Source organism: Streptococcus sp. oral taxon 431, from assembly GCF_023115445.1.
GTDB lineage: Bacteria > Bacillota > Bacilli > Lactobacillales > Streptococcaceae > Streptococcus.
In genome coordinates this window covers 22,538-44,294 of record NZ_JALDUI010000015.1, presented here as the reverse complement: position 1 = coordinate 44,294, position 21,757 = coordinate 22,538, and the positions used below count along the sequence as shown (strand labels likewise).

General features: G+C 35.0%; 17 protein-coding genes. All 17 read right to left on the bottom strand.

Going from position 1 to position 21,757, the window contains the following annotated elements:
• Positions 1-534: 534 nt before the first annotated feature.
• Positions 535-1,719, bottom strand: a complete 1,185-nt coding sequence (cps4L, locus tag M1R56_RS08040) for a UDP-N-acetylglucosamine 2-epimerase (non-hydrolyzing) (protein ID WP_248035597.1) — start codon at positions 1,717-1,719, stop codon at positions 535-537.
• Complete coding sequence (gene cps4K / locus M1R56_RS08035; protein WP_248035595.1) at positions 1,720-2,949, bottom strand: capsular polysaccharide biosynthesis protein CapF; 1,230 nt, start codon at positions 2,947-2,949, stop codon at positions 1,720-1,722. It lies immediately after the preceding gene.
• A gap of 114 nt (positions 2,950-3,063) precedes the next feature.
• On the bottom strand, positions 3,064-4,125 hold the full coding sequence (cps4J, locus tag M1R56_RS08030) for a nucleoside-diphosphate sugar epimerase/dehydratase (RefSeq protein ID WP_248035592.1): 1,062 nt from the start codon (positions 4,123-4,125) through the stop codon (positions 3,064-3,066).
• A 3-nt stretch (positions 4,126-4,128) separates the two neighbouring features.
• The gene (gene cps4I / locus M1R56_RS08025) at positions 4,129-5,226 is read right to left on the bottom strand and encodes a UDP-N-acetylglucosamine 2-epimerase (non-hydrolyzing) (protein WP_248035589.1); all 1,098 of its coding nucleotides are present in this window, start codon (positions 5,224-5,226) and stop codon (positions 4,129-4,131) included.
• Positions 5,227-5,230: 4 nt separating this feature from the next.
• A complete protein-coding gene (locus M1R56_RS08020; RefSeq protein ID WP_248035585.1) occupies positions 5,231-6,472 on the bottom strand; it encodes an oligosaccharide flippase family protein in 1,242 nt (413 codons plus the stop codon).
• On the bottom strand, positions 6,462-7,541 hold the full coding sequence (locus M1R56_RS08015; RefSeq protein ID WP_248035583.1) for a polysaccharide pyruvyl transferase family protein: 1,080 nt from the start codon (positions 7,539-7,541) through the stop codon (positions 6,462-6,464). The genes M1R56_RS08020 and M1R56_RS08015 overlap by 11 nt, the downstream gene beginning before the upstream one ends.
• 2 nt (positions 7,542-7,543) lie before the next feature.
• Positions 7,544-8,944, bottom strand: coding sequence for an O-antigen polysaccharide polymerase Wzy (wzy, locus tag M1R56_RS08010; protein WP_248035580.1), 1,401 nt, complete (start codon positions 8,942-8,944; stop codon positions 7,544-7,546).
• Positions 8,945-10,063: a glycosyltransferase family 1 protein gene (locus tag M1R56_RS08005; RefSeq protein ID WP_248035574.1), complete on the bottom strand. Its 1,119-nt coding sequence runs from the start codon at positions 10,061-10,063 to the stop codon at positions 8,945-8,947.
• Positions 10,056-11,132 (bottom strand): capsular biosynthesis protein, encoded by a 1,077-nt coding sequence (locus M1R56_RS08000; RefSeq protein WP_248035571.1) that lies wholly within the window; start codon positions 11,130-11,132, stop codon positions 10,056-10,058. The genes M1R56_RS08005 and M1R56_RS08000 overlap by 8 nt, the downstream gene beginning before the upstream one ends.
• Before the next feature lie 4 nt (positions 11,133-11,136).
• Positions 11,137-12,366 carry a glycosyltransferase family 4 protein gene (locus M1R56_RS07995; RefSeq protein ID WP_248035568.1) on the bottom strand — a complete coding sequence of 410 codons (1,230 nt, stop codon included), beginning with the start codon at positions 12,364-12,366 and terminating at the stop codon, positions 11,137-11,139.
• A 9-nt stretch (positions 12,367-12,375) separates the two neighbouring features.
• Positions 12,376-12,969, bottom strand: a complete 594-nt coding sequence (locus M1R56_RS07990; protein ID WP_248035565.1) for a sugar transferase — start codon at positions 12,967-12,969, stop codon at positions 12,376-12,378.
• Between the two features lie 428 nt (positions 12,970-13,397).
• On the bottom strand, positions 13,398-14,072 hold the full coding sequence (locus tag M1R56_RS07985) for a tyrosine-protein kinase (protein ID WP_248035562.1): 675 nt from the start codon (positions 14,070-14,072) through the stop codon (positions 13,398-13,400).
• 10 nt (positions 14,073-14,082) lie between these two features.
• Complete coding sequence (locus tag M1R56_RS07980; protein WP_248035558.1) at positions 14,083-14,775, bottom strand: Wzz/FepE/Etk N-terminal domain-containing protein; 693 nt, start codon at positions 14,773-14,775, stop codon at positions 14,083-14,085.
• Between the two features lie 8 nt (positions 14,776-14,783).
• A complete protein-coding gene (cps4B, locus tag M1R56_RS07975) occupies positions 14,784-15,515 on the bottom strand; it encodes a capsular polysaccharide biosynthesis protein Cps4B (protein WP_248035555.1) in 732 nt (243 codons plus the stop codon).
• Position 15,516: 1 nt separating this feature from the next.
• Positions 15,517-16,962, bottom strand: a complete 1,446-nt coding sequence (locus M1R56_RS07970) for an LCP family protein (RefSeq protein ID WP_248035549.1) — start codon at positions 16,960-16,962, stop codon at positions 15,517-15,519.
• A 652-nt stretch (positions 16,963-17,614) separates the two neighbouring features.
• Complete coding sequence (locus tag M1R56_RS07965) at positions 17,615-19,573, bottom strand: peptide ABC transporter substrate-binding protein (RefSeq protein WP_248035547.1); 1,959 nt, start codon at positions 19,571-19,573, stop codon at positions 17,615-17,617.
• A 161-nt stretch (positions 19,574-19,734) separates the two neighbouring features.
• Positions 19,735-21,702 carry a peptide ABC transporter substrate-binding protein gene (locus M1R56_RS07960; RefSeq protein ID WP_248035545.1) on the bottom strand — a complete coding sequence of 656 codons (1,968 nt, stop codon included), beginning with the start codon at positions 21,700-21,702 and terminating at the stop codon, positions 19,735-19,737.
• Positions 21,703-21,757: the final 55 nt, after the last annotated feature.

Sequence of the window (21,757 nt, the reverse complement as noted above, 5' to 3'; positions counted from 1 at the left end):
ATCAGATGTTCAAAAAAACTTGATACTATACGTTTTATAACGGAAAGATTTACTCAATTTTATCTTCAAATTGAGTTTTTACCTCCTCCGCCTTTTTATAAAATCACTGGAAAATTGGTCCTATTTTCCGCAACTATCCAAAAGAAAATTCTATAAATCTATTTCCTAGTGCGAGTGTCTAGCACACATAGTTCGACTTCTCTAATAAAACCATTTCATCCTTTAGCATGAGTGATAAGGCACTAATCCTAAAATATCTCTAGTTCAAAATATACTTTATAGCAATATTTCAACATTTATTTTTTAAGGTCTTGTTTGTAAAATTCTTTCCATCGCAGCAAATAACATAGAAAGAATTCACCCCCCTTGTTTGACGCATTTCCTATGGAACAAAGAAAACGAATCCTAAAGAACTTACTTTCATTGAAAATTTAATTAGCAATAATCCTAAAAAATAATCGATCTGCAAGTCACCTAAAGAATTCCTTTGGACAAACTAACCTAAAATTTAGCTAATAAAATGAAATATAAAACTTAGCTTTTCCGCCAAACTATTTTATCCACTATCCCTGTATAGCTCTGTATTATCTTAACAACTTTAGTAGAGACATTTTCCTCAACATAGTCTGGTACAGGTAAGCCAAAATCCTCATCTTCTGCCAAGCTAACAGCAGTTTCAACTGCTTGAAGAAGAGAATTTTCATCAATACCTGCCAAAATAAATCCTGCCTTATCTAGGGACTCAGGGCGTTCTGTACTTGTACGAATACATACAGCTGGGAATGGATAGCCTTGACTAGTAAAGAAACTACTTTCTTCTGGTAAAGTTCCTGAATCAGATACTACAACAAATGCATTCATTTGTAAACAATTATAGTCATGGAATCCTAGTGGCTCATGCTGAATCACACGTTTATCTAATTCAAAACTGCTCTCTTTTAATCTTTTCTTAGATCGAGGATGGCAAGAATACAAGATTGGCATATTATACTTTTCAGCTAATTTATTAATTGCTGTGAAGAGAGAGAGAAAATTTTTATCTGTATCAATATTTTCCTCACGGTGAGCTGAAAGTAGGATATATCCTCCTTTTTTCAATCCCAAACGTTCATGGATATCTGAAGACTCAATGGCAGATAAATTTTTATGTAACACTTCTGCCATAGGAGAACCAGTTACGTACGTGCGCTCTTTAGGTAAACCACACTCATGTAAATACTTTCGAGCATGTTCAGAGTATGCTAAGTTAACATCTGAAATAATATCAACAATCCGACGATTAGTCTCTTCGGGCAGACACTCATCCTTACAGCGATTGCCAGCCTCCATATGAAAAATCGGAATATGTAAACGCTTGGCAGCAATAGCTGATAGACAAGAATTTGTATCCCCTAAAATCAATAAAGCATCTGGTTTAATTTGATTCATCAATTTGTATGAAGTATTAATAATATTCCCTACAGTAGCACCAAGATCATCTCCAACAGCATCCATGTATACATCTGGAGAGTCTAAACCTAAATCATCAAAGAAAATACCATTTAAATTATAATCATAGTTTTGTCCAGTATGTGCCAAAATAACATCAAAATACTTTCGACATTTAGTGATAACACTACTTAGACGTATAATCTCAGGACGTGTTCCCACAATAATCAATAACTTAAGTTTTCCATTATCTTTAAAGTGAATATCACTATAATCTGTCTTAATTTTCATTTATTTCTCCACTTGTTCAAAAAAAGTATCTGGACGGCTAGGATCAAATGACTCATTAGCCCACATTACAGTAACTAAATTTTCTGTATCAGAAAGATTAATAATATTATGTGCATAGCCCGGTATCATATGTATTGCTTCAATCTTATCGCCCGACACTTCAAAGTTCAGAATAGGATACTCTTGCCCGTTTTCATCCAGTCCTATTCTACGCTCTTGTATTAAAGCACGACCAGAAACAACCATGAAAAATTCCCACTTAGAATGATGCCAATGTTGCCCTTTTGTAATGCCAGGTTTAGAAATATTGACAGAAAATTGACCCGCATTTTCCGTTTTTAATAGTTCCGTGAAACTACCTCGTTCATCTATATTCATTTTTAGAGGGAACTTAAACTTATCTACTGGTAAATAAGATAAGTAGGTAGAATACAATTTCTTTTCAAAGGATCCTTGAGGAATTTCAGGCATAACTAAACTATCAGGCTGTTTTTTAAATGTTTCTAATAGAGCTACAATCTCTCCTAGGGTTGCACGATGAGTCGTTGGTACATAACAGTAGTTTCCTGATGGGCTAGGTAAGATTTGTAATCCATCTAAATTACAACGATGAGGATTTCCTTCCAATGCAGTTAGACACTCTTGTATCAAGTCATCAATATACAGCAACTCCAATTCTACACTTGGATCATTTACCTGAATAGGTAAATCGTGAGCTAGATTATGACAGAAAGTTGCTACAGCAGAATTGTAGTTAGGTCGGCACCACTTCCCATACAGATTTGGGAAACGGTAAACTAAGACAGGTGCTCCCGTTTTATTTCCATATTCGAAGAATAGTTCTTCCCCTGCTAGCTTAGATTGTCCATATACAGAGTTTGAAAATCGGCCTTCTAAACTAGCTTGAGTAGAACTAGAGAGTAGAACAGGACAAGTGTTCTCATACTTTTCTAAAATCTCTAATAGTCTACTGGAAAAACCGTAATTACCCTCCATGAATTCATCAGGATTCTGTGGACGATTGACGCCAGCTAAATGGAATACAAAATCGGCTTTCTTACAATATTCTTCTAATAAAATCGGATCTGTATCACGATCATATTGAAAAATCTCTCCAATCTCTAAATTAGGACGAGTTCTATCTCGCCCATCCTTCAAAGCTTCCAGAGTACAGATAAGATTTTTTCCTACAAATCCTTTCGCTCCTGTGATTAAAACATTTTTAATCATGCGTCCCCCCTTGTTTTATATCATTATATGCTATTTTAATAGTCAACTCTCTCGACGATGAAATGACACATTACACATCCTTCAAAACTTTAATGTATCTTAAAAGATTTCACATCATTTGCTCTTTTCGTCATCTGCTACCATGTGACGAATTGCTGTCTGTATTTCATCTAATTCTAGCAACTTTCTTTTAACTTGCTCTACATCCATCAAATCAGTATTATTACTATTGAATTCTGTCAACAAATTTCTATTTGTACTACCATCTTTGAAATACTTATCATAGTTAAGATTACGATTATCACTAGGAACTCTATAAAAATCACCCAAATCAATTGCATTTGCGCACTCTTCATTAGTTAATAGTGTTTCATACATTTTTTCTCCGTGTCTAATACCTATAATCTTAATATCTTGTTCTGAGGCAAAAATTTCTGATACAGCCTTAGCCAACACTTCAATCGTACATGCGGGTGCTTTTTGAACTAGTATATCTCCAGATTTCCCTTCTTCAAATGCAAATAAGACCAAGTCTACTGCTTCTTCCAATGTCATGACAAAACGTGTCATGCTAGGTTCAGTAATTGTAAGAGCATTTCCTTGCTTAATTTGCTCAATCCAAAGAGGAACTACAGATCCACGGCTACATAGAACATTCCCATAGCGAGTCACACATATCTTTGTATGCTCAGAATTTACCGTCCGGGACTTAGCAACAGCAATCTTTTCCATCATAGCCTTGGATGTTCCCATAGCATTGACAGGATAAGCCGCCTTATCTGTAGAAAGACAAATAACTTGCTTTACACCAGCTTCGATAGCCGCAGTGAGGACATTCTCCGTTCCCAAAATGTTAGTTTTTACCGCTTCTACAGGGAAAAATTCACAAGAAGGTACTTGTTTAAGAGCAGCAGCATGAAACACATAATCCACACCATGCATAGCATTTTTCACTGAAGCCAAGTCACGCACATCTCCTAGGTAAAAACGGATTTTCCCAGCCGCTTCTGGTACTTTTACCTGAAATTCATGACGCATATCATCCTGTTTTTTTTCATCTCGTGAAAAAATACGAATCTCTGAAATATCTGTCTCTAAAAAACGCTTGAGAACCGCATTCCCAAATGAACCTGTCCCTCCTGTAATTAGGAGAGTTTTTCCTGTAAATTGTGACATATATTACACTTCTCCTTCTAGTATGTCTGCAATTTTCTTACAAGCTGTTCCATCTCCATATGGATTTGAAGCTTGACTCATAGCTTGATAAACTGAATCATTTTCCAATAATTCTTTAAAATGCCTATAAATATTATTCTCATCAGTACCTACAAGTTTCAAAGTCCCTGCTTCAATTCCCTCTGGACGTTCAGTTGTATCTCTCATAACCAAAACAGGTTTTCCTAAACTTGGAGCCTCTTCTTGAATACCCCCACTATCTGTTAAAATTAGATAACTTCTTGATAAAAAGTTGTGAAAATCTAATACTTCTAAAGGTTCGATCATCTTGATACGTTCACAGCCACTTAATTCTTCCTCAGCAATTTGGCGAACACGAGGATTCATATGAATAGGATAAATAGCCTTGACATCTGGATATTCTTCAATAATCCTTCTAATTGCTCTAAACATATGTCTCATCGGTTCACCAAGATTTTCACGACGATGAGCTGTAATTAGAATAAACCTGCTTTCTCCTATCCATTCTAACTCAGGATGCGTATAGTCCTCTTGAATTGTAGTTTGTAAAGCATCAATTGCCGTATTACCTGTCACAAATATGCTCTCTGGAGTTTTTCCTTCTCTCAAAAGATTATCTTTCGAAAGTTGTGTTGGGGTAAAGTGATACTGAGCCAAAACCCCTACTGCTTGACGATTAAACTCTTCAGGATAAGGTGAATAGATATCGTAAGTACGCAAACCAGCTTCAACATGACCAATTGGAATCTGTAAATAAAAGGCCGCCAGTGAACTAGCAAATGTCGTACTTGTATCCCCATGAACTAACACTAAATCAGGTTTTTCTGACTCTAAAATAGTCTTCATTCCTTCCAAAATGCCAATGGTCACATCAAATAAAGTTTGTTTATCTTTCATAATAGATAAATCAAAATCAGGTATAATTCCAAATGTGTCCAAGACCTGATCTAACATTTGACGGTGTTGGCCTGTAACGCAAACTAATGTTTCAATATTCTTACGTGTTCTTAACTCTTTGACCAAAGGACACATCTTGATAGCTTCTGGACGAGTTCCAAACACTACAACTACTTTTTTCATATATTTACTTACTCCTAACAAATAATGAACGGTTCTTAAAATAAATTAGATAACGGCTAATCCATAACACCACCTCAGACATACTTGAACAAATAGCTAATGTTACTAAACTAAAATTATCAGACAAGATAAATATTCCTAATCCCAGAATTTGGACAATTGAAGCTAATATAGTTGTCATTGTAGTTTCTTTCACTTTATCAATAGCCCCTAAGACAGGCCATCCGTATATCATAGAATAAAAACTAGCAACAAAAGCGGGTAATAAATACTTAAGAAAATCTGCTGAAATTGTATATTTTTCACCACCAATTATAGAAAGAATTTGATTTGAAAAGAACAAAACAATCAAAACTCCAAAGATAATCAGAACAAGCATAATTCGGTTAATCTTCTTAACAGATTGTATATCTTTGGTACGTATCATATGCGGATATAAACTATTAGCAATAGGATTATATAAAGATTTCGCTGCCGAAAGCAGTTGCAGTGCTATCCCCCAAAAGGCAATCTCTTGACTCTGTAAATAAAAACCCGAAATAACTGTTGTAAACACACCAAAAATAGTAGTTGCAAAATTAGATAAAAAATAAATAGATGATTCCTTTAAATCTTTAACCCAAACAGGGAGGTCAGAAAATGATAATTTGATTCCATAATGATGAAGGAAGCCGTAAGAAACTACTGCAGCAACTAAATTCCCGACTCCTTCCAATATCGGAATCCATAAAATAGAAGAATCATCTTTGACTACAATAAATGTCAAAATTGTAATGATAGTTTTAGAAACAACATAAGGAATTGCAACTGCATGCATTTTTTCAATTCCACGAAATAAAAAGTCAAAGATAAAAATATTAGTCACAGTCGCCAGCAAATAAAGAACTGAAAAAAGAATATTCTCTCTCATTATTGGGATTTGCCACATCAGTATGCTGTAAATTAGAATCGAAATGATAGATAAAAATATTTTTTCGGCTAGAGTATCTCCAACTATCCTTCCAATCTTTGAGGGATTAGCACAAGCATTCACAATGTTTTTTGTAGCTGACAGCATGAAACCAAAATCAATCACTAGTTGAACATAAGCTATTAACGCTTTAACATAAGTAACCATTCCATACGCATCTAGTGAAAGCACCCTTGTTAAATAGGGAAGTGTTAATAAAGGAAATAGTAATTTAACAATATTCAGAATGTAGAGAGAACTTGTATTTTTTATAAATGAAATTCTATCAACTTTCACGAACTAGTCCTTCCAAAAAAAGATCTAAATAGTCTAAACTACTTCTCGCTTTCAACACCAATTCTGAAGGTATTTTTATTGGTTTTAAATGAAAAGTTTCAAGTTTCTCTACAATATTACTAACACTTGAATCAAATAAAGATTCACAACGTTGCAACTCTCCAATAGCTTCATAATAACGTGCTGTTTTTTCTGGATGGCATGCAATAGCAATCACAGATTTATTAAAACATGTTGCCACTACTCCAACATGTAATTTACAAGTTAAAACCACATCGACCATTTTCAACAATGATGTCATTTCTGCAGGAGAATGATACCTGAATTGAAAACAATCCTCAGTTCTAACTAATTTTCTAAATTCCTGATAATATTCGTCTTCATAAGGTAGAATGGAATCAGAAGTTACTACAACATAATAGTTAGGATGGTTTTCTAGAAAAAGATTAACTGATTTTGCAAATTTTTCAAGAGCCTCTTTGGAATGATTATAGTGAACAAGAATTATCTTTCTATCCTTGGATTCTCTTTTCAATTGATACAACTGCTCTGTTTTTTCTTCTCTTAATTTACTTGAAACAATTAAATCAAAAGCTTCATACACTGGAGCCGAAGGAGACAAACTCTTCAAAGAATCAAATGATTCTCGATCACGAACTGTAATAAATTGAGCATTGTTAATAATTCTCTTTATACCATAATTCATCAAAGAATCGTTATTAGGCCCTGCACCAATACCTACAACTCCTATAGGCTTTTTAAAATATGAAGCCCAAATTCCCAAAGGTAAAAATCGCTTAAATTGGATTAAATTATCACGAAAACGTGCATTATGCCCTTCTCCAAAATATCCTCCTGGAATATACAAAATAGCATCTGCTTGTTTTTTAGTAAACGCTTGTTTTTGACGATATTCTTTCAAATACGTTTGAAAGAAATCTGATGGATTATAAAAAGAAACTTCGTATCCTTTAGATTCTAATAAATCATAGACAATCTCACCGTAAAGATAATCACCGTAGTTACTTGAACCATAATCCGTTGCACCATGTAACATAATTTTTTTCACCACTATTTTTTCAACCTCCTAAAAATAAATATCATAATCAAACTATACATAATAGGACGATAAACATCTATTGAACTACTTCTCACTAAAAGCAATAGTTGAGAAATCACCGAAAAATAAATCACTTTTGAGATTTTACTTGTTTGAAAAGCCCTAAAATTTAATCGCCATCCACTAAATATTCCCAAAACAAAACTCAAAAAAACGCCACCATAGTAACCAAAGTTCCAGAATAATTCTTCCACAAAAGAAGAACCTACAGGTAACCCCAAAAATTTATTAATAACAACCGTCGCTGATGCTTTATCAAAAAAATCACCAACTAACCATCCAATAGGAAAAATTGATGGAATAGTGCGTAGAAATGTCATCCCATATTCATATGGAATGCTACTAGGAACAACAGTTACAGCAGAAGCTACTGTTAGGCTGGTCAATCCCGACTCTGAAAATACTTCCCCTAGTATATTTTTTACAAAATCTAATGAAGAAAAGGAATCAAATAAGTATGTTCCTATGGTATTTAAGTCAAAACGGTGCCCCCTAATAACAACTAATACGTTTAATAGAAATACAGTTGCTATTAAAAATGCAAGCACTCTTTTCTTCGAAAAAGTAATCCCTAAAGATTGTGTGTATACTAAAATCAACGCCAAGATTGAAAATACCTGGATTTTACGACTTCCTGTTAGAATCATTATCAAAATTAAGTAAAACAACACTACCCAAAAAATAGTACGCTTCATAACTCGGGACAGCTTATCTGAATAAAACAAGGAGAATACACCAGGAAGCATAAGCACTCCTAAATCGTCTATTATTCCTGAACTAGCTGCCTCTGAATATGCTGAATAGCTATTCGCCGCTCTAACTGTTAGTACTGTTTTAGAATCTGTTATTACCCTTGAAATAAAGCCCACTCCTGTTAGAATCCTACCCGCATTGTACAAAAAGTTCTCTTCATCTTCCTGATAATTTTGCACTTCTGAATGATAATGTACCTTTCCATCACTATAAAAAAATAAATAACCTACAGAATAACAAAACAAGATCCAAATTATAAAAATGTATGAATGAAATAACTCTTCATTGTTATAGAAGTGACTAGGACTCCACAGTAGAGTAGTCTGAAACCCCATATACTCATTGAAAATTAATCCAAACATAAAAAAATAAGATAAAATCAGATACCATACAGAAAAATCATATATGCTAACTTTTCGTAAAATAAAACCAGTAATTTGAAAAATAATTAGAAAACAAACCCAAAAAAATATAGATGGGACATAATTAGATATAAGGAAACCATTATCCCAATTATCAAGAGTCCACAACAAGTAACAGAAAGCAAATATAAAACTTAATACCATTAGTGTAACTCTACAAATATACTTTGTCTGCATCTATATCTCCTTTATTACGCACATTTCTTGATAACGATTCAATAATTTACTAGCTTGATAACAAATATCGTAGGGACCATCTGTCATACTGTCATTTATTGTAAAACGATTGCTCTCCTCAGATGTTAAAGACAGCACCTTATCTTTCCAAAGAAGTACAGACTCTTCGGTGATAGGTAAGTAACTAATATTTTGGGTCACATTTACTTCTTGCGTTACCGTATCTGACGATAAAATTTGTAATCCCGATGCCTGAGCCTCTACTAGTGAAACAGGTAATCCCTCATATTTAGACGGAAGCAAAAAAACATCCATTGCAGATAATAAATCGGAAACATCGGTTCTTCTGCCTAAAAATAGCACATATGAGGTTAGATTTAGTTCTAAGACTTCCTGTTTTAATCTCTGTTCATCCTCGCCATTACCAACTAACAATAACATAACATTTGGTTTGATTAAAATGAGCTCTTTTAAAATACTAAATAAATAACTTTGGTTTTTTTGATTTGATAGGCGCGCTATATTCCCTAGTACGAATTTATTTGACACATCCAATTCTCTACGACATTTTTTTCTAACATCTGAAGAAAATTGATACTTTTTCAAATCAATAGCATTAAAAACAATTTCAACTTTTCCGTTTTTATACGCTGTCTCTCCATATAACCATTTAGCCGAATCTTCCCCACATGCAAACCAATGAGTTGCTAGTATTTTAACCAAAATCGTTATTAATTTACGCAATACTTTTTGAAAATTGTTTTCTGTTACATAAGCCATATGACTATGAATAATTCTAATTTTACAGCCAATTATTTTCGATAAAATAAGACCAATTGCAGATTTATAGCCATGGCAATGAACTACATCATAATCTCCTTTCTTTATTATTCTAACAAGAGAGAGAAATTGCTGTAGAGGTTTTTCCCTTAATAGAGGCACATGATAAACTCTTCCTCCCAATTCCTTTATTTTATCCTCTAAAAAACCTTGTTCTTCTCCAGGCACAATAAAATCAAATTGAATTTTTTTTCTATCAATGTGAGAATAATAGTTAAATAGAAAACTTTCTACTCCACCACTATCCAATGTTGTAAATAGATGCAATACTTTAATCATTCTTCTTCCTTAAGCTTATGATTCGCTTCTCTAATTCTATTTCTGTTTTTTGTTTTTCTAAACTAATTCTATCCATAAAGCTATCACAATTCTTAATTAGCTTTTTCCTATCAAGGTTTTGAACATACGAAACCAAGTAATCTTTTTCTGACTCATCCTTCATAGGTAAAACGAAACCAAAACCATTCTCTATCGACACTTTTTCCATATAAGTATCTTCACAAACTAAGATAGGTTTATATAACAATGCAGCAAAGTAGAGTTTATTAGACAAAGCATAGTCTAATAAGGGAGTATGATTCCCGTATAAATTCAAAATAACATCTGTATTCTTATAAAAAGATAAGGTATCTTTTGGCTGGAATGTGTCCACCAAATTAACATTTCTTATATCTTTTTCTTGACAAAATTCCCTTAATTCTTCTGCATTAGTCCCTATAAAATTCAACTGAAATCGACTATCATTTGCAAAAAAATTAATAACTTTTTTATTCTGTTCTTGAAAACGAATTAAGCCAATGTAAGAAAGTTGAATCGGAAACGTACAATTATTTTTCAACTGCTTTACTTCGTTTAGATCTATCATATTTGGGAGGTTATGAGTAGTAAAATACTCTCCTTTTGGTAAAAAAATTTTATATCCTTCTGAAGAAATAATATTCATAAGAGAATTTTTTACCAGCTGTTTCTGAACTAAACGATAAACCAAAAATTTTTCATAGCTGTAATCACGAATATCATATATATATCTATTTTTAAAGAAAAAGAGAAGAACATCTGCTAAAATGAAAGACACAATACTATGCAAAGGTAATATCACATCATAATTATTTTCTTTTAGCTTTTTTTTAATTGCTTTTCTGAATTTTACATAACCTAATATCTTACTCAATTTTCCCTTACCAGAAAAAGAAATACGATAATAGTTTTGTTTTGTAATAATCTCATTAATATTTTTATCCCAATATATAACATCATAATCAATAGACAGTTTCTTCAATAATTCTTTATAAAAATTGAAGTAAGGAGTTAGATATATATTATCAGATAGTATAAACAGTACTCTCATTAAGTTATTCCTTCTTACTTTTCCTCTCTAAATATGTCTCCAGTTCGAACATAAACTGTTCTTTTGAAAAGTGCTTTTCATAGTAACAACGAGCTTGCTTTCCTAATTCCTTTTGTTCCTCTATAGATAACATACTGAATTTGTATATATTTTTTGCCAATTGTTCCACATCTTGTTCGGGACTGACAAAGCCACACTTTGCTTCTTCTACAATTGTTTTAGTATCTCCTGAAATTGCACCTATAATTGGTTTCCCTGCCGCCATGTAAGATTGTACTTTCCCAGGTATAGTACGAGAAACTATCGAGTCTCCTATTAAAGAAACTAACATAGCATCTGATTTTTTATAGAAGATAGGCATTTCTTCCAAAGAACGTCTTCCATAAAAGGAAACATTCTTCAACTCCAATTCATGAGCTAAGGCTTTCATACTTAGCAATTCCGTACCATCTCCAACAAAATGAAAATGAATTTTCTTGGGTAAATTGGTATTCTTTTCTATCAAACTAGCAGCTTTCAAAATAGTTTCCAAATTTTGTGCTTTACCAATATTACCAGCAAAAGTTAGGTCAACACTTTCTTTATTAACTCTCGATTCATCAGGGATAAAAAGATCTTCTGCATATTGTGGCAAATAAGTAATCTTTTGTTCTAATATATCAAATTGTTGCACAAAATAATTCTTAAATGATGGACTAGTGACAAATATATAATCACTAGCTCGATAAACTTTTTTTGAGATAAATTTAAACAACTTGAAAATCAAGCCATCTTGTTTCACTCCACCTACAGTTAAACTATCTGGCCAAACATCCATACAATATAGAAACAGGGGCTTCTTATACTTATTTTTATAAACCATACCAGCCCATGCCATCATAACTGGAGATGATTGATTTACGAAGACACAATCAAATTCCGTTCCATCTTTTGCTTTATACTTTCCCAGTAGAACTCCTATCGACGAACTGATAGCAAAACTAAAATAATTCAATACGCGATATAAGGTGCTTTTCCTCCTTGGAATCGTATAGGAACGAAAAACAGCAACGCCTTCTATAGTTTCTCTCATCTTTTTTTTATTCCGATAATCCGCATATATTTCACCTTCAGGATAATTAGGAATTCCTGTTAAAACAGCAACTTCATGACCTCTCTGAACTAGATCCTCGCAAATATCTGACAACCTAAAAGGTTCCGGTTTATAATGCTGACAAACAAATAAAATTTTCATTGTAGCAACCTAACTTCCTCTTTTACTCCCCTCTACAATTCCTTTACGTTTCAGTACATAAGGTATTGTTCTCACTATACATTTAATATCCATTGTTAATGATCTGTGTTGCACATAATAACCATCCAATCTTGCCTTCACATCTGTCGACAAATTGTCCCGACCATTGATTTGCGCCCATCCAGTCAATCCTGGCAAAATATCATTTGCACCGTACTGTTCTCTAGCTTCTATAACATCCAGTTCACTTATTGCTACTGGTCTAGGACCCACAATACTCATATTACCAACAAGAATATTACACAGTTGAGGTAATTCATCTAAAGATGTTTTTCTTAAAAAACTTCCTACTTTAGTAATCCACTGTTCTGAGTTGTGTAAATCTCGAGTAGCCACATATTTGGGCGACTCTACCTTCATTGTTCTAAATTTTAAAACATAGAACGATTTCTTATAACGTCCAAAACGTTTCTGCTTAAAGATTACTGGACCTTCTGAATCAAGCTTAATCGCGATTGCAATTATTATAAAAAGCGGACATAATATTATTACGCCTATTAAAGACAAAAAAATATCTCCTAATCGTTTTATTATACTATACATAAACTATCTCTCACTATAAATTCAATTTTCATCTTATTCCAATTTAGCGAATTAAATTGGGCAGTTCATGCAACTACAAAAATCAGCATGTTATTGGTGATTCAATTAACTTCTGAAAAGGTAATTTATTTTATCTGAATATAACAGATAATTTTTTACTACATCTATAAAATTTCATTCTATCAGCGTTGCTAGTCCCTCACTCATAACATTTGAATATTCGTGAAGCTAACGTTATCCCAAACAACTTAGAACATCAGAAACAATTGCACTATTAAACTACGCCTGAAGTAATCAAACTATATTTTTAGACAACCAACCTTTTTCATTGAATTCACAAGCGAAATACCATTGACTTTTTTAAAATCAGAAATCAAATGAACTCCAAAGGAAAAACTGGTGGTATACTCACGTAAAAACATCACAAACTATTTATACCCATAAGAACCGTAAGATCCATATTTTTCTCGTTTAACATCAAATTTATTTAAAACAATCCCCAAAAATGGGATCCCTGTTTGTTCTAACTGAACCTTAGCTTTTTGAACATCTCTTCTTTTTGTTCCACCAGCTTCTGTAACCAAAATCGATGCATCGCATTTTTGCACGATAATGGCTGCATCGATTACGACTCCGATCGGTGCCGTATCAACGATAATATAGTCAAAATATTTCCGTAGTGTTTCAATCATCAATCCAAAATTGGCACTTTGAAGAAGAGCTGTTGGATTTGGAGAAGGTGACCCTGATTGGATCACAAATAAATTATCAATGCTTGTTTCACAAAGACCATGGGATAAATCTTGCGTACCAGCAAGATAATCAGTTAAACCTGTGATTCGTTCTCTTGACTTGAATACTCCAGACATAACTGAATTTCGGATATCAGCATCAATCAGGAGTGTCTTGTAGCCTGCACGCGCAAAAGCCAAGGCAATATTTGTAGAAGTTGTCGATTTTCCTTCGCTTGGTTCAACAGAGGAAATCGTTATAACCTTTAAGTTATCTCCACTCAACTGTATATTGGTACGTAAAGCATTGTAATATTCTTCTGCTTTTTTGGCAGAATCAAGTTTTTGTTTTGTTAATTCTAACTTTGCCATAGGTTCTCCCTTACTTTAATTTATCAAAATCTGGAATGACTCCAAGGAGTGAGATTTTCATAACATCCTCAATATCTTCTGGACGTTTGACACGATCATCAAATAGTTCAAGCAACAAGACCACTACAATCACTAATCCTGCACCTGCTACAACTCCCATAATGGTATTTCGACGAATATTTGGTGAAGACGGTCCAGTTGCTGGACGTGCTTCCTCCAAGGTAGTTACGTCAGAAACACGGGTGACCGCAATAATCTTTTGTGCCGCAACATCTCGAAGAGCATTTGCAATTCGACTTGCTTCGTCAGGCTTGTGATCACTAACTGAAATAGATACGATACGTGTGTCTGCGGGAACCGTTACTTGAATCTTCTTAGCTAATATTTTCGCATTAATGTTTAAGCCAAGATCAGCAACTACTTTCTCTAGGACATCTTGGGAAAGAATGATCTCACGATAGTCCTTAACCAGGTAAGCTCCTGCTTGTAGATCTTGATTTGTCAATCCCGGTTTATCACTTTGGTTTCGATTAACTACATAGATCCGAGTTGTACTTCTATACTCAGGTTTAACAACAAAACTACTATATGCAAATGCAGCAGCTCCTGCTACGATGGCTACAAGAAGGATTAGCAGTTTCTTTTTCCATAGTGCCTTTAACAACTGAATAACATTGATTTCAATAGTATCTTTTTCTTTCATTATAACTCCTAAATAATTTGATCTTTAATGACTTTTTCGGGATTTAATATAAAGAGTTCCCGAGCCTTATCTTGGCCATACTTTTTACTCACTATTTCGTAGGCTTCCTTCATATAAGGAGGGCGACCGTCTAGATTGTGCATATCACTAGCAACTATATGAACCAAATCCCTCTCTAAGAAATAGCGAGCCCGTTTTTTCATGAATTTATAAGTATCACCAAACAATTTTGGTTTAAGGATACTCGAACTGTTGACCTGTGTATAACATCCCATGTTGATGAGGTCTCGCACCCTTTTTTCGTTGTTTTCCAAAGCATCATAACGTTCTATATGGGCAATAACAGGGGTTATTCCCAACATCAAAACATTGGTCAATGCGCTATGGATTTCACGATAAGGGGTATTCATGCTGAATTCTATCAAGGCATAACGGGTGCCATTTAGTTGTGGAATCTGCTGATTCTCTAATTTGTTTAAAGCATCACTGCTGTAATAAATCTCTGCTCCATACAAGATGGTTAAATCAGGAGCAACCTCTTTAGCCAACTCCTTGACAACTTTAAAATTTCTTAATATATCCTCTTCTGGTGTTTCAAACATCCCCTTTCGACGATGGGAAGTCGAAACGATGGTACGGACTCCTTGAGCATAGGCCTCCTTCAGAAGCGCTATACTTTCTGTCTTATCCTTAGGACCATCATCTACATCAAAAACTATGTGTGAATGGATATCAATCATCTTATTTTCCTTCCATGATATCTTTAATTTCTGTTTTGAGTGTCTCTAGGCTGTTTGGATCAACTTCTAACATATAGAGTTCACTATCAGGCATAGCATAGGAAGGAAGACCCATACGACCAGTTCCCTTTAAATCTCGAGTGATAACAGTATATTTCCCTCCACTTGCTAGTTGGGTATTCACTAAGCTAACCATTGTTTCAGGAGGCATATTGGTTTGGACAGAATCCTGTAAGCTCTCCATAATACCATCAAAATTCTTCAAAGCTTCTGTCGAAGTTAGTTTTTGGATAATAGCCGAAATGACTTTCTGTTGGTTACGTCCACGATCTCCATCACCGTTTGCTAATGAATAACGCTCACGTACAAAGCCTAGGGCCTGCTCAGAGTCTAGGTGGACATTCCCAACAGGGAAGTGATATTTCCCTTGAAGTAATGTAAACTCTTGGTCATTATAAACATCGACACCACCTAAGAGATCAATTAATTTCAAGAAGGAGGTGAAGTTGAGTCGTGCATAGTAATTTAGGTCAATTCCATAAAGATTTTCCAAAGTATGAATCGAAGCATCCACACCATAAATACCTGCATGGGTCAATTTATCATTTTGGTTATTGCCTCCATCAGCTATGGGCACGTAAGCATCACGAGGGGTCGTTGTCAAGAGAATTTTCTTGGTTTCTTGATTAACCGTCATGATGATATTGACATCCGAACGAGAAACGGAGCTAATCGGTCCGTATGTGTCAATCCCACTAATATAGATATTAAAAGCCTTGTTTTGAGAAGACTTAGGTGCCTCAACAGTTTTGGTTAGTTCTTTGGTATAAATTTTCTTGATTTTTTTGGCGTGATCTGGATACTCTTGTTCAATCAGATTTTCAAAGACACTATTCAAAACAATTGCCTTGGTCTCTCCAGCTAAGAGACTCTTATAAGCCGCAAGGTAAGAAGAACTATCCTCAACCTTTAGGTCTTTATTCTGACTTGTCTTAATATCATCAAGCAATTTTTTGATATTCTCCGCATCTGTTTTTGTCGGAGCTGTCACACTGGATAGTTGGGACACATTACCAATCTCACTATCCGCCAAAACTGCAACACTGATGGAGTAACTAGAATAGTTAGATGTTGCATTTAAATGATTGGCCAAACTAACGAACTGATGAACTCCAACCAAGGCTAGTGAGCTAGCTACAATAGATAGCAAGAGCATGATTAAAGTAAACTTCTTAGCTTTTCTATTTGATATTAAAAATAAAGCTACTAGCGCAATGAACACCATAATAGCTGCTAGAATAAGATTGAAATAACTAACGGCTAAGATATGATATCTGAATATTAAAAACAGCAAAAAACAAGTAAGCACTATATATAGAAACAACAAAATAATATTGAAACTTTGCTGAAACTTGCTCGTTTTATTTTCTTTTAAACGTCTCCCCACCTTACACCTCTATTAATTATTTTATTTCTATTATATCACAAACTAACACCGGATGCTATCAACACCTGAATTGCAACCGTTTTATTTCACCTCAAAACCAAAAATACTATATTTCAATCATTAAATGCCTCATATCTTTTTTTGAAAGAAGACTGCCAACAAAAATACCAGGAGATAGAAATCAGTTGACAAGTTCTCAATACCATACTCTCACACCCTAAAACTTTCAATAATTACCAAGAAAGTGGAAGATTTTAACTAGAAAAACTCAAGGTTTTACAAAAATAGCCTTTTAGAGTCTCAAAAACAACCCGCTATCGCAGCAAAGATTTATCGTTATAGTAAAATGAACTTAGAATAGTACGCTACGAATTCTAAAACATTTTTAGAAATTATAGTAGATTGAATCTAGAACAGTGCACTACAACTGCTAAAAATATTTCTAGAAATTAGTTTGACTTTCCTAACCTTTCTGTTCATACCTTATTTCAATCTACTATAATAAAAAAACAAGAGGCAGGGTAAAAGTCTTCAAAATAAAAAAACACATAGTATTAAGTGTTCAAAAACTTTATACTATGCATTTTATACTTGAAAGCTTCACTCAATTTCATTTTCAAATTGAGTTTTTACCCAACCTATCTTCTTAAACTTATTTCACGTGACTTTCAAAGTCTTTTTGACTCTTCTCGACAGAATTTTTACGTTCTTGTTCCCATTTAGCCTTGGCTTCAGCAAATTGAGAGCTTGTAACAACATCTGTCTGCAATCTCATGTACTTGTAGTTGCTTCCAGTTCCTTTGATACCAACTAGTGAGTAAGCACGTGTAAATGGTGTCACGCGTGTCACCGAAGCTCCACCACCGTTTGACACAACTGGGATTAGAAGGGAACTATCAATCAACCAAGCTTGTGCATCTGCGTAGTTTTCATAGCGTTTCGCTACGTCTGTATTTTCTGCATCTGCTGTTTTTAATTTTTGAGTAAATTGGTCCAAACCGATACTTGTAATCTTATCAGCATCCTTGCTTGGATCAAGTCCTAAAATCTTGAGATAGAATCCATCTTCAGCGTTGAAAGGATTGAGGTAAGTTGAAGGATCTTGGTAGTCAGCTGACCATCCATCCAAGTTCAAATCATAGTCATGATCAGCTGGAGTTGGTGCTTGAACTGTTGCATTTGTATAATCATCTGTCGACAATTGGATAACATCAACCACTACATTTTCAGAACCGAGCGTTGATTCGATTGATTGTTTAATTGAGTTTGTTCCAGAAAGCAAGGTCTTGTTAACCTGGTCTACAGGCAAGTCCAAATGAATTGGGAAGCTCACACCTTGGGATTCTAATTCTTTTTTAGCTTCTGCAAACTTGGCTTGTGTTTTTTCTTTATTGAAATAACCGTCTTGAGCATCTTCAAGATTCATATTTGACCATTGTGTACCATAGTTGACCAATTTGGAAGCAACTGTTTCACCAAAAGTCTTGTCTCCAACTTGTACGAAAGTTGGTGGTACAAGCGAGTTACGAAGAGTGTTCTTAGCTGCTTCTTCACCGTTTGATTGAGCTGAGTAAGCTGTACGATCAATGGCGAAGTTAATTGCCTGACGGAAGTTTTTGTTCGAAACTGCAGCTTGAGTTGCTTGTTTTTGCTCATCGCTTGTTTTTGCAGTGTGGTTATAAGCACCACGGTTGACGTTAAAGTTATAGTACCAAGATGTTGCATCTTGCAAGCTATAAACGATATTGTCCTTGTATTTTTCCTTGGTCTTAGCGAAGTTTGAGCTATTTGGATAAACACCTGCAGATGAGTAAGCACCACTTTCAAAGTTACGAATTGTCAAGTCTTGGTCTGAACCATCAAAGTAGGCCAATTTTACCTTTTCAATCGTTACTTTTTCTTGGTCATAGTAATGTGGGTTTTTCACATATTCGATAGAAGACTTAGATGTAAAATCTTTTAACAAATATGGTCCGCTATAAAGAATGCTATCTGATTTCAGGGTTCCGAAGTCTTTACCTTTAGAAGCAAGGAATTCTTCGTTTACAGGGAATAAGATACTGTTGGTTGTTTTTGAGTTCCAGAATGGTTCTGGTCGTGTCAAGGTATATTGGACAGTATAGTCATCTAAGGCTTTGACCCCAACATTTGAGAAGTCAGTATTTGCACCTGTTACATAATCATCCAAGCCCTTGATAGAGTTCTGAATCAAGTCTAGGGCTTGACCCTTATTATCAGCAGCGTACTTGATACCAGTTACAAAGTCTTGTGCTTTAAGGGGAGCGTATTCTTCACCGTCAGCTGTAAACCACTTGGCATCTTGACGAAGTTTGTAGGTATAAGTTAAACCATCCTTAGAAACACTCCAATCTTCTGCAAGGGCAGGAATGAGGTTTCCATAGTTATCATTTTCAAGCAAACCATCTACCAAGTTGGTTACAATAGCAGTGTTATCACCAGCGTAGTCCAAGAGATAGTTGAAGGTTGTTGGATCTGCACCAAAGGTAGACGAGTATGTTTTGCCGTCTGATGCTGACTGGCCACATGCTGTCAATAGGACCGTAGCAGCAAGTGTCAAACCCGCTCCAATCAAACGTTTTTTAAGTTTCATGTTTTATTTTCTCCTTATATGTTAGGTTTTGTAACATGACTATATTTTAACAAATTTTGTCCCAAAAGTAAAGTTATATCCTTATTTGTCCATTCGCCAATAAAAGGATAAAATAAAGAAATCCTGCTTTGAAACAGGATTTCTTTATTCATTACAAAAGACTATTTAACGTGATTTGCTAGTTCTTTTTGGTATTTGGCATTTGTTTCGATTTTCTCTTTTTGCCATTTCTTGAGAGCTTCTTCGTATTCTTTAGTGGTTACAATATCGTTTTGCAACTCTAAGCCTTTGAATACAAATGGATCACCCTTGATACCAACTTGAGAGTATGCTTTTGTAAATGGCACTGTACGACTAACTGTCGGAGAACCACCTGAAGATGCTACAGGGATAAGGAGTGAGCTATCTGAAACCCATGCTTGTGCTTTGGCATATTTTTCATAGCGTTTGTTGAGATCGCTCGTTTCTGATGCTGCATCATCCAAGAGTTTCTTGTACTCATCAAGTCCAACTTGAGCCATAACTTCTGGATCTTTTCCTTTTGTGATACCCAAGTGTTTAAGGGCAGAACCCTTCTTAGCATCTAGGATATTGAGATAAGTTGCCGGGTCTTGATAGTCTGGCCCCCAACCAGTTCCATTCAAGTCATAGTCTTTTTGAGAAGGAACTTTAGCTTGAGATGTAATGCTCATTTTCTCATTGTCAGTCATTTGCAGTACATCGATGACAACATTTTCACTTCCAAGTGCTGCTTCGACAGACTGTTTAAGGGAGTTGGTCTGCTGTACAGCAATGACATCAGTCTGCTCAACTGGAATATCCAAATGAATTGGGAAGGTTACACCTTTAGCTTGCAATTCTGATTTTGCTTTTTCAAAGGCAGCTTTTGCTTTTGTCGGATTGTAAAGGGTATCTTTACCATCTGTCAAAGCTACATCTTTCCACTGGTCTCCGTATGTTACCAGTTGTTCTTGAGCCAATTCACCGAAGGTCTTTTCACCAACTTGAACATAGTCATAAGGCACAAGGCTAGTACGGATAATCTTGTCTGCACCTTCTTCACCATTCATCTGTGCAGAGTAGGCGTGACGGTCTAGAGCAAAGTTGATAGCTTGACGGAAGTTTTTATTGAGAAGCGCTTCTTTAGTTGATGTTTTTTGGGCATCATCTGTCTTAGCTGTTTTATTGTAAGACTGACGATTTACGTTGAAAGTAAAGTAATAGCTTGTCGCTTCTTGCGGGCTATAAACAATCTTATCGCCGTATTCTTTCTTAGTTGAATCAAAACTTGAACTAGTTGGGAAGAGACGAGCTGTCGTATATGAGCCTGACGCAAAGCTACGAATCAATGATTCTTGGTCAGAACCATCGTAGAAAGTCAGCTTGACGTGATCAATTTTAACATTGTCTTTATCCCAGTAGTTTGGATTCTTTTCGTACTCGATCACGGATTTTGAAGTGAAGTTCTTCAAAATATATGGACCATTGTAGAGAATACCTGAGGGAGCTGCCGCACCGTAATCTTTTCCTTGAGAATTTAAGAATTCTTCATTAACAGGGAGCATAGTCGCTGTTGTCACCTTAGAATTCCAGAAGCTTTCTGGTTTGTTCAAGGTATACTCGACTGTATAATCGTCAACTGCTTTAACACCGACTGTTGAGAAGTCATTTGTTTCACCACTAACGTACTCTGCCAAACCTTTGATAGAGTCTTGGATAAGAGTTAGGCCATCTGATTTGCCATCTGCAGCATGCTTCAAACCTGTCACAAAGTCTTGGGCCTTGACTTCAGCATACTCTTCTCCTTCTGAAGTATACCATTTGACACCTTTACGTAGCTTGTAGGTGTAGGTCAAACCGTCCTGTGAAACAGACCAGTCTTCAGCAAGCGATGGAATCAAGTTCCCATATTTGTCATTTTCCAAGAGTCCATCGACCAAGTTAGCAATGACGTCTGATGTTGAACTTTTACTAGTAACGCTATAGTCCAATGTTGTTGGATCAATGGCATATACATACGAAAATGTTGTTGGAGCATCTGCTTTTTTCTCAGTCTTGCCACAAGCTGCCAAAAGAAGAGCTGCGCTCATCGTTATCCCTGCTACTGCGAGCCACTTTTTCGATTTCATCGGTATTCTCCTTTAAAATACTATTTTTCACCATTATACCCTATTTTTATATAAA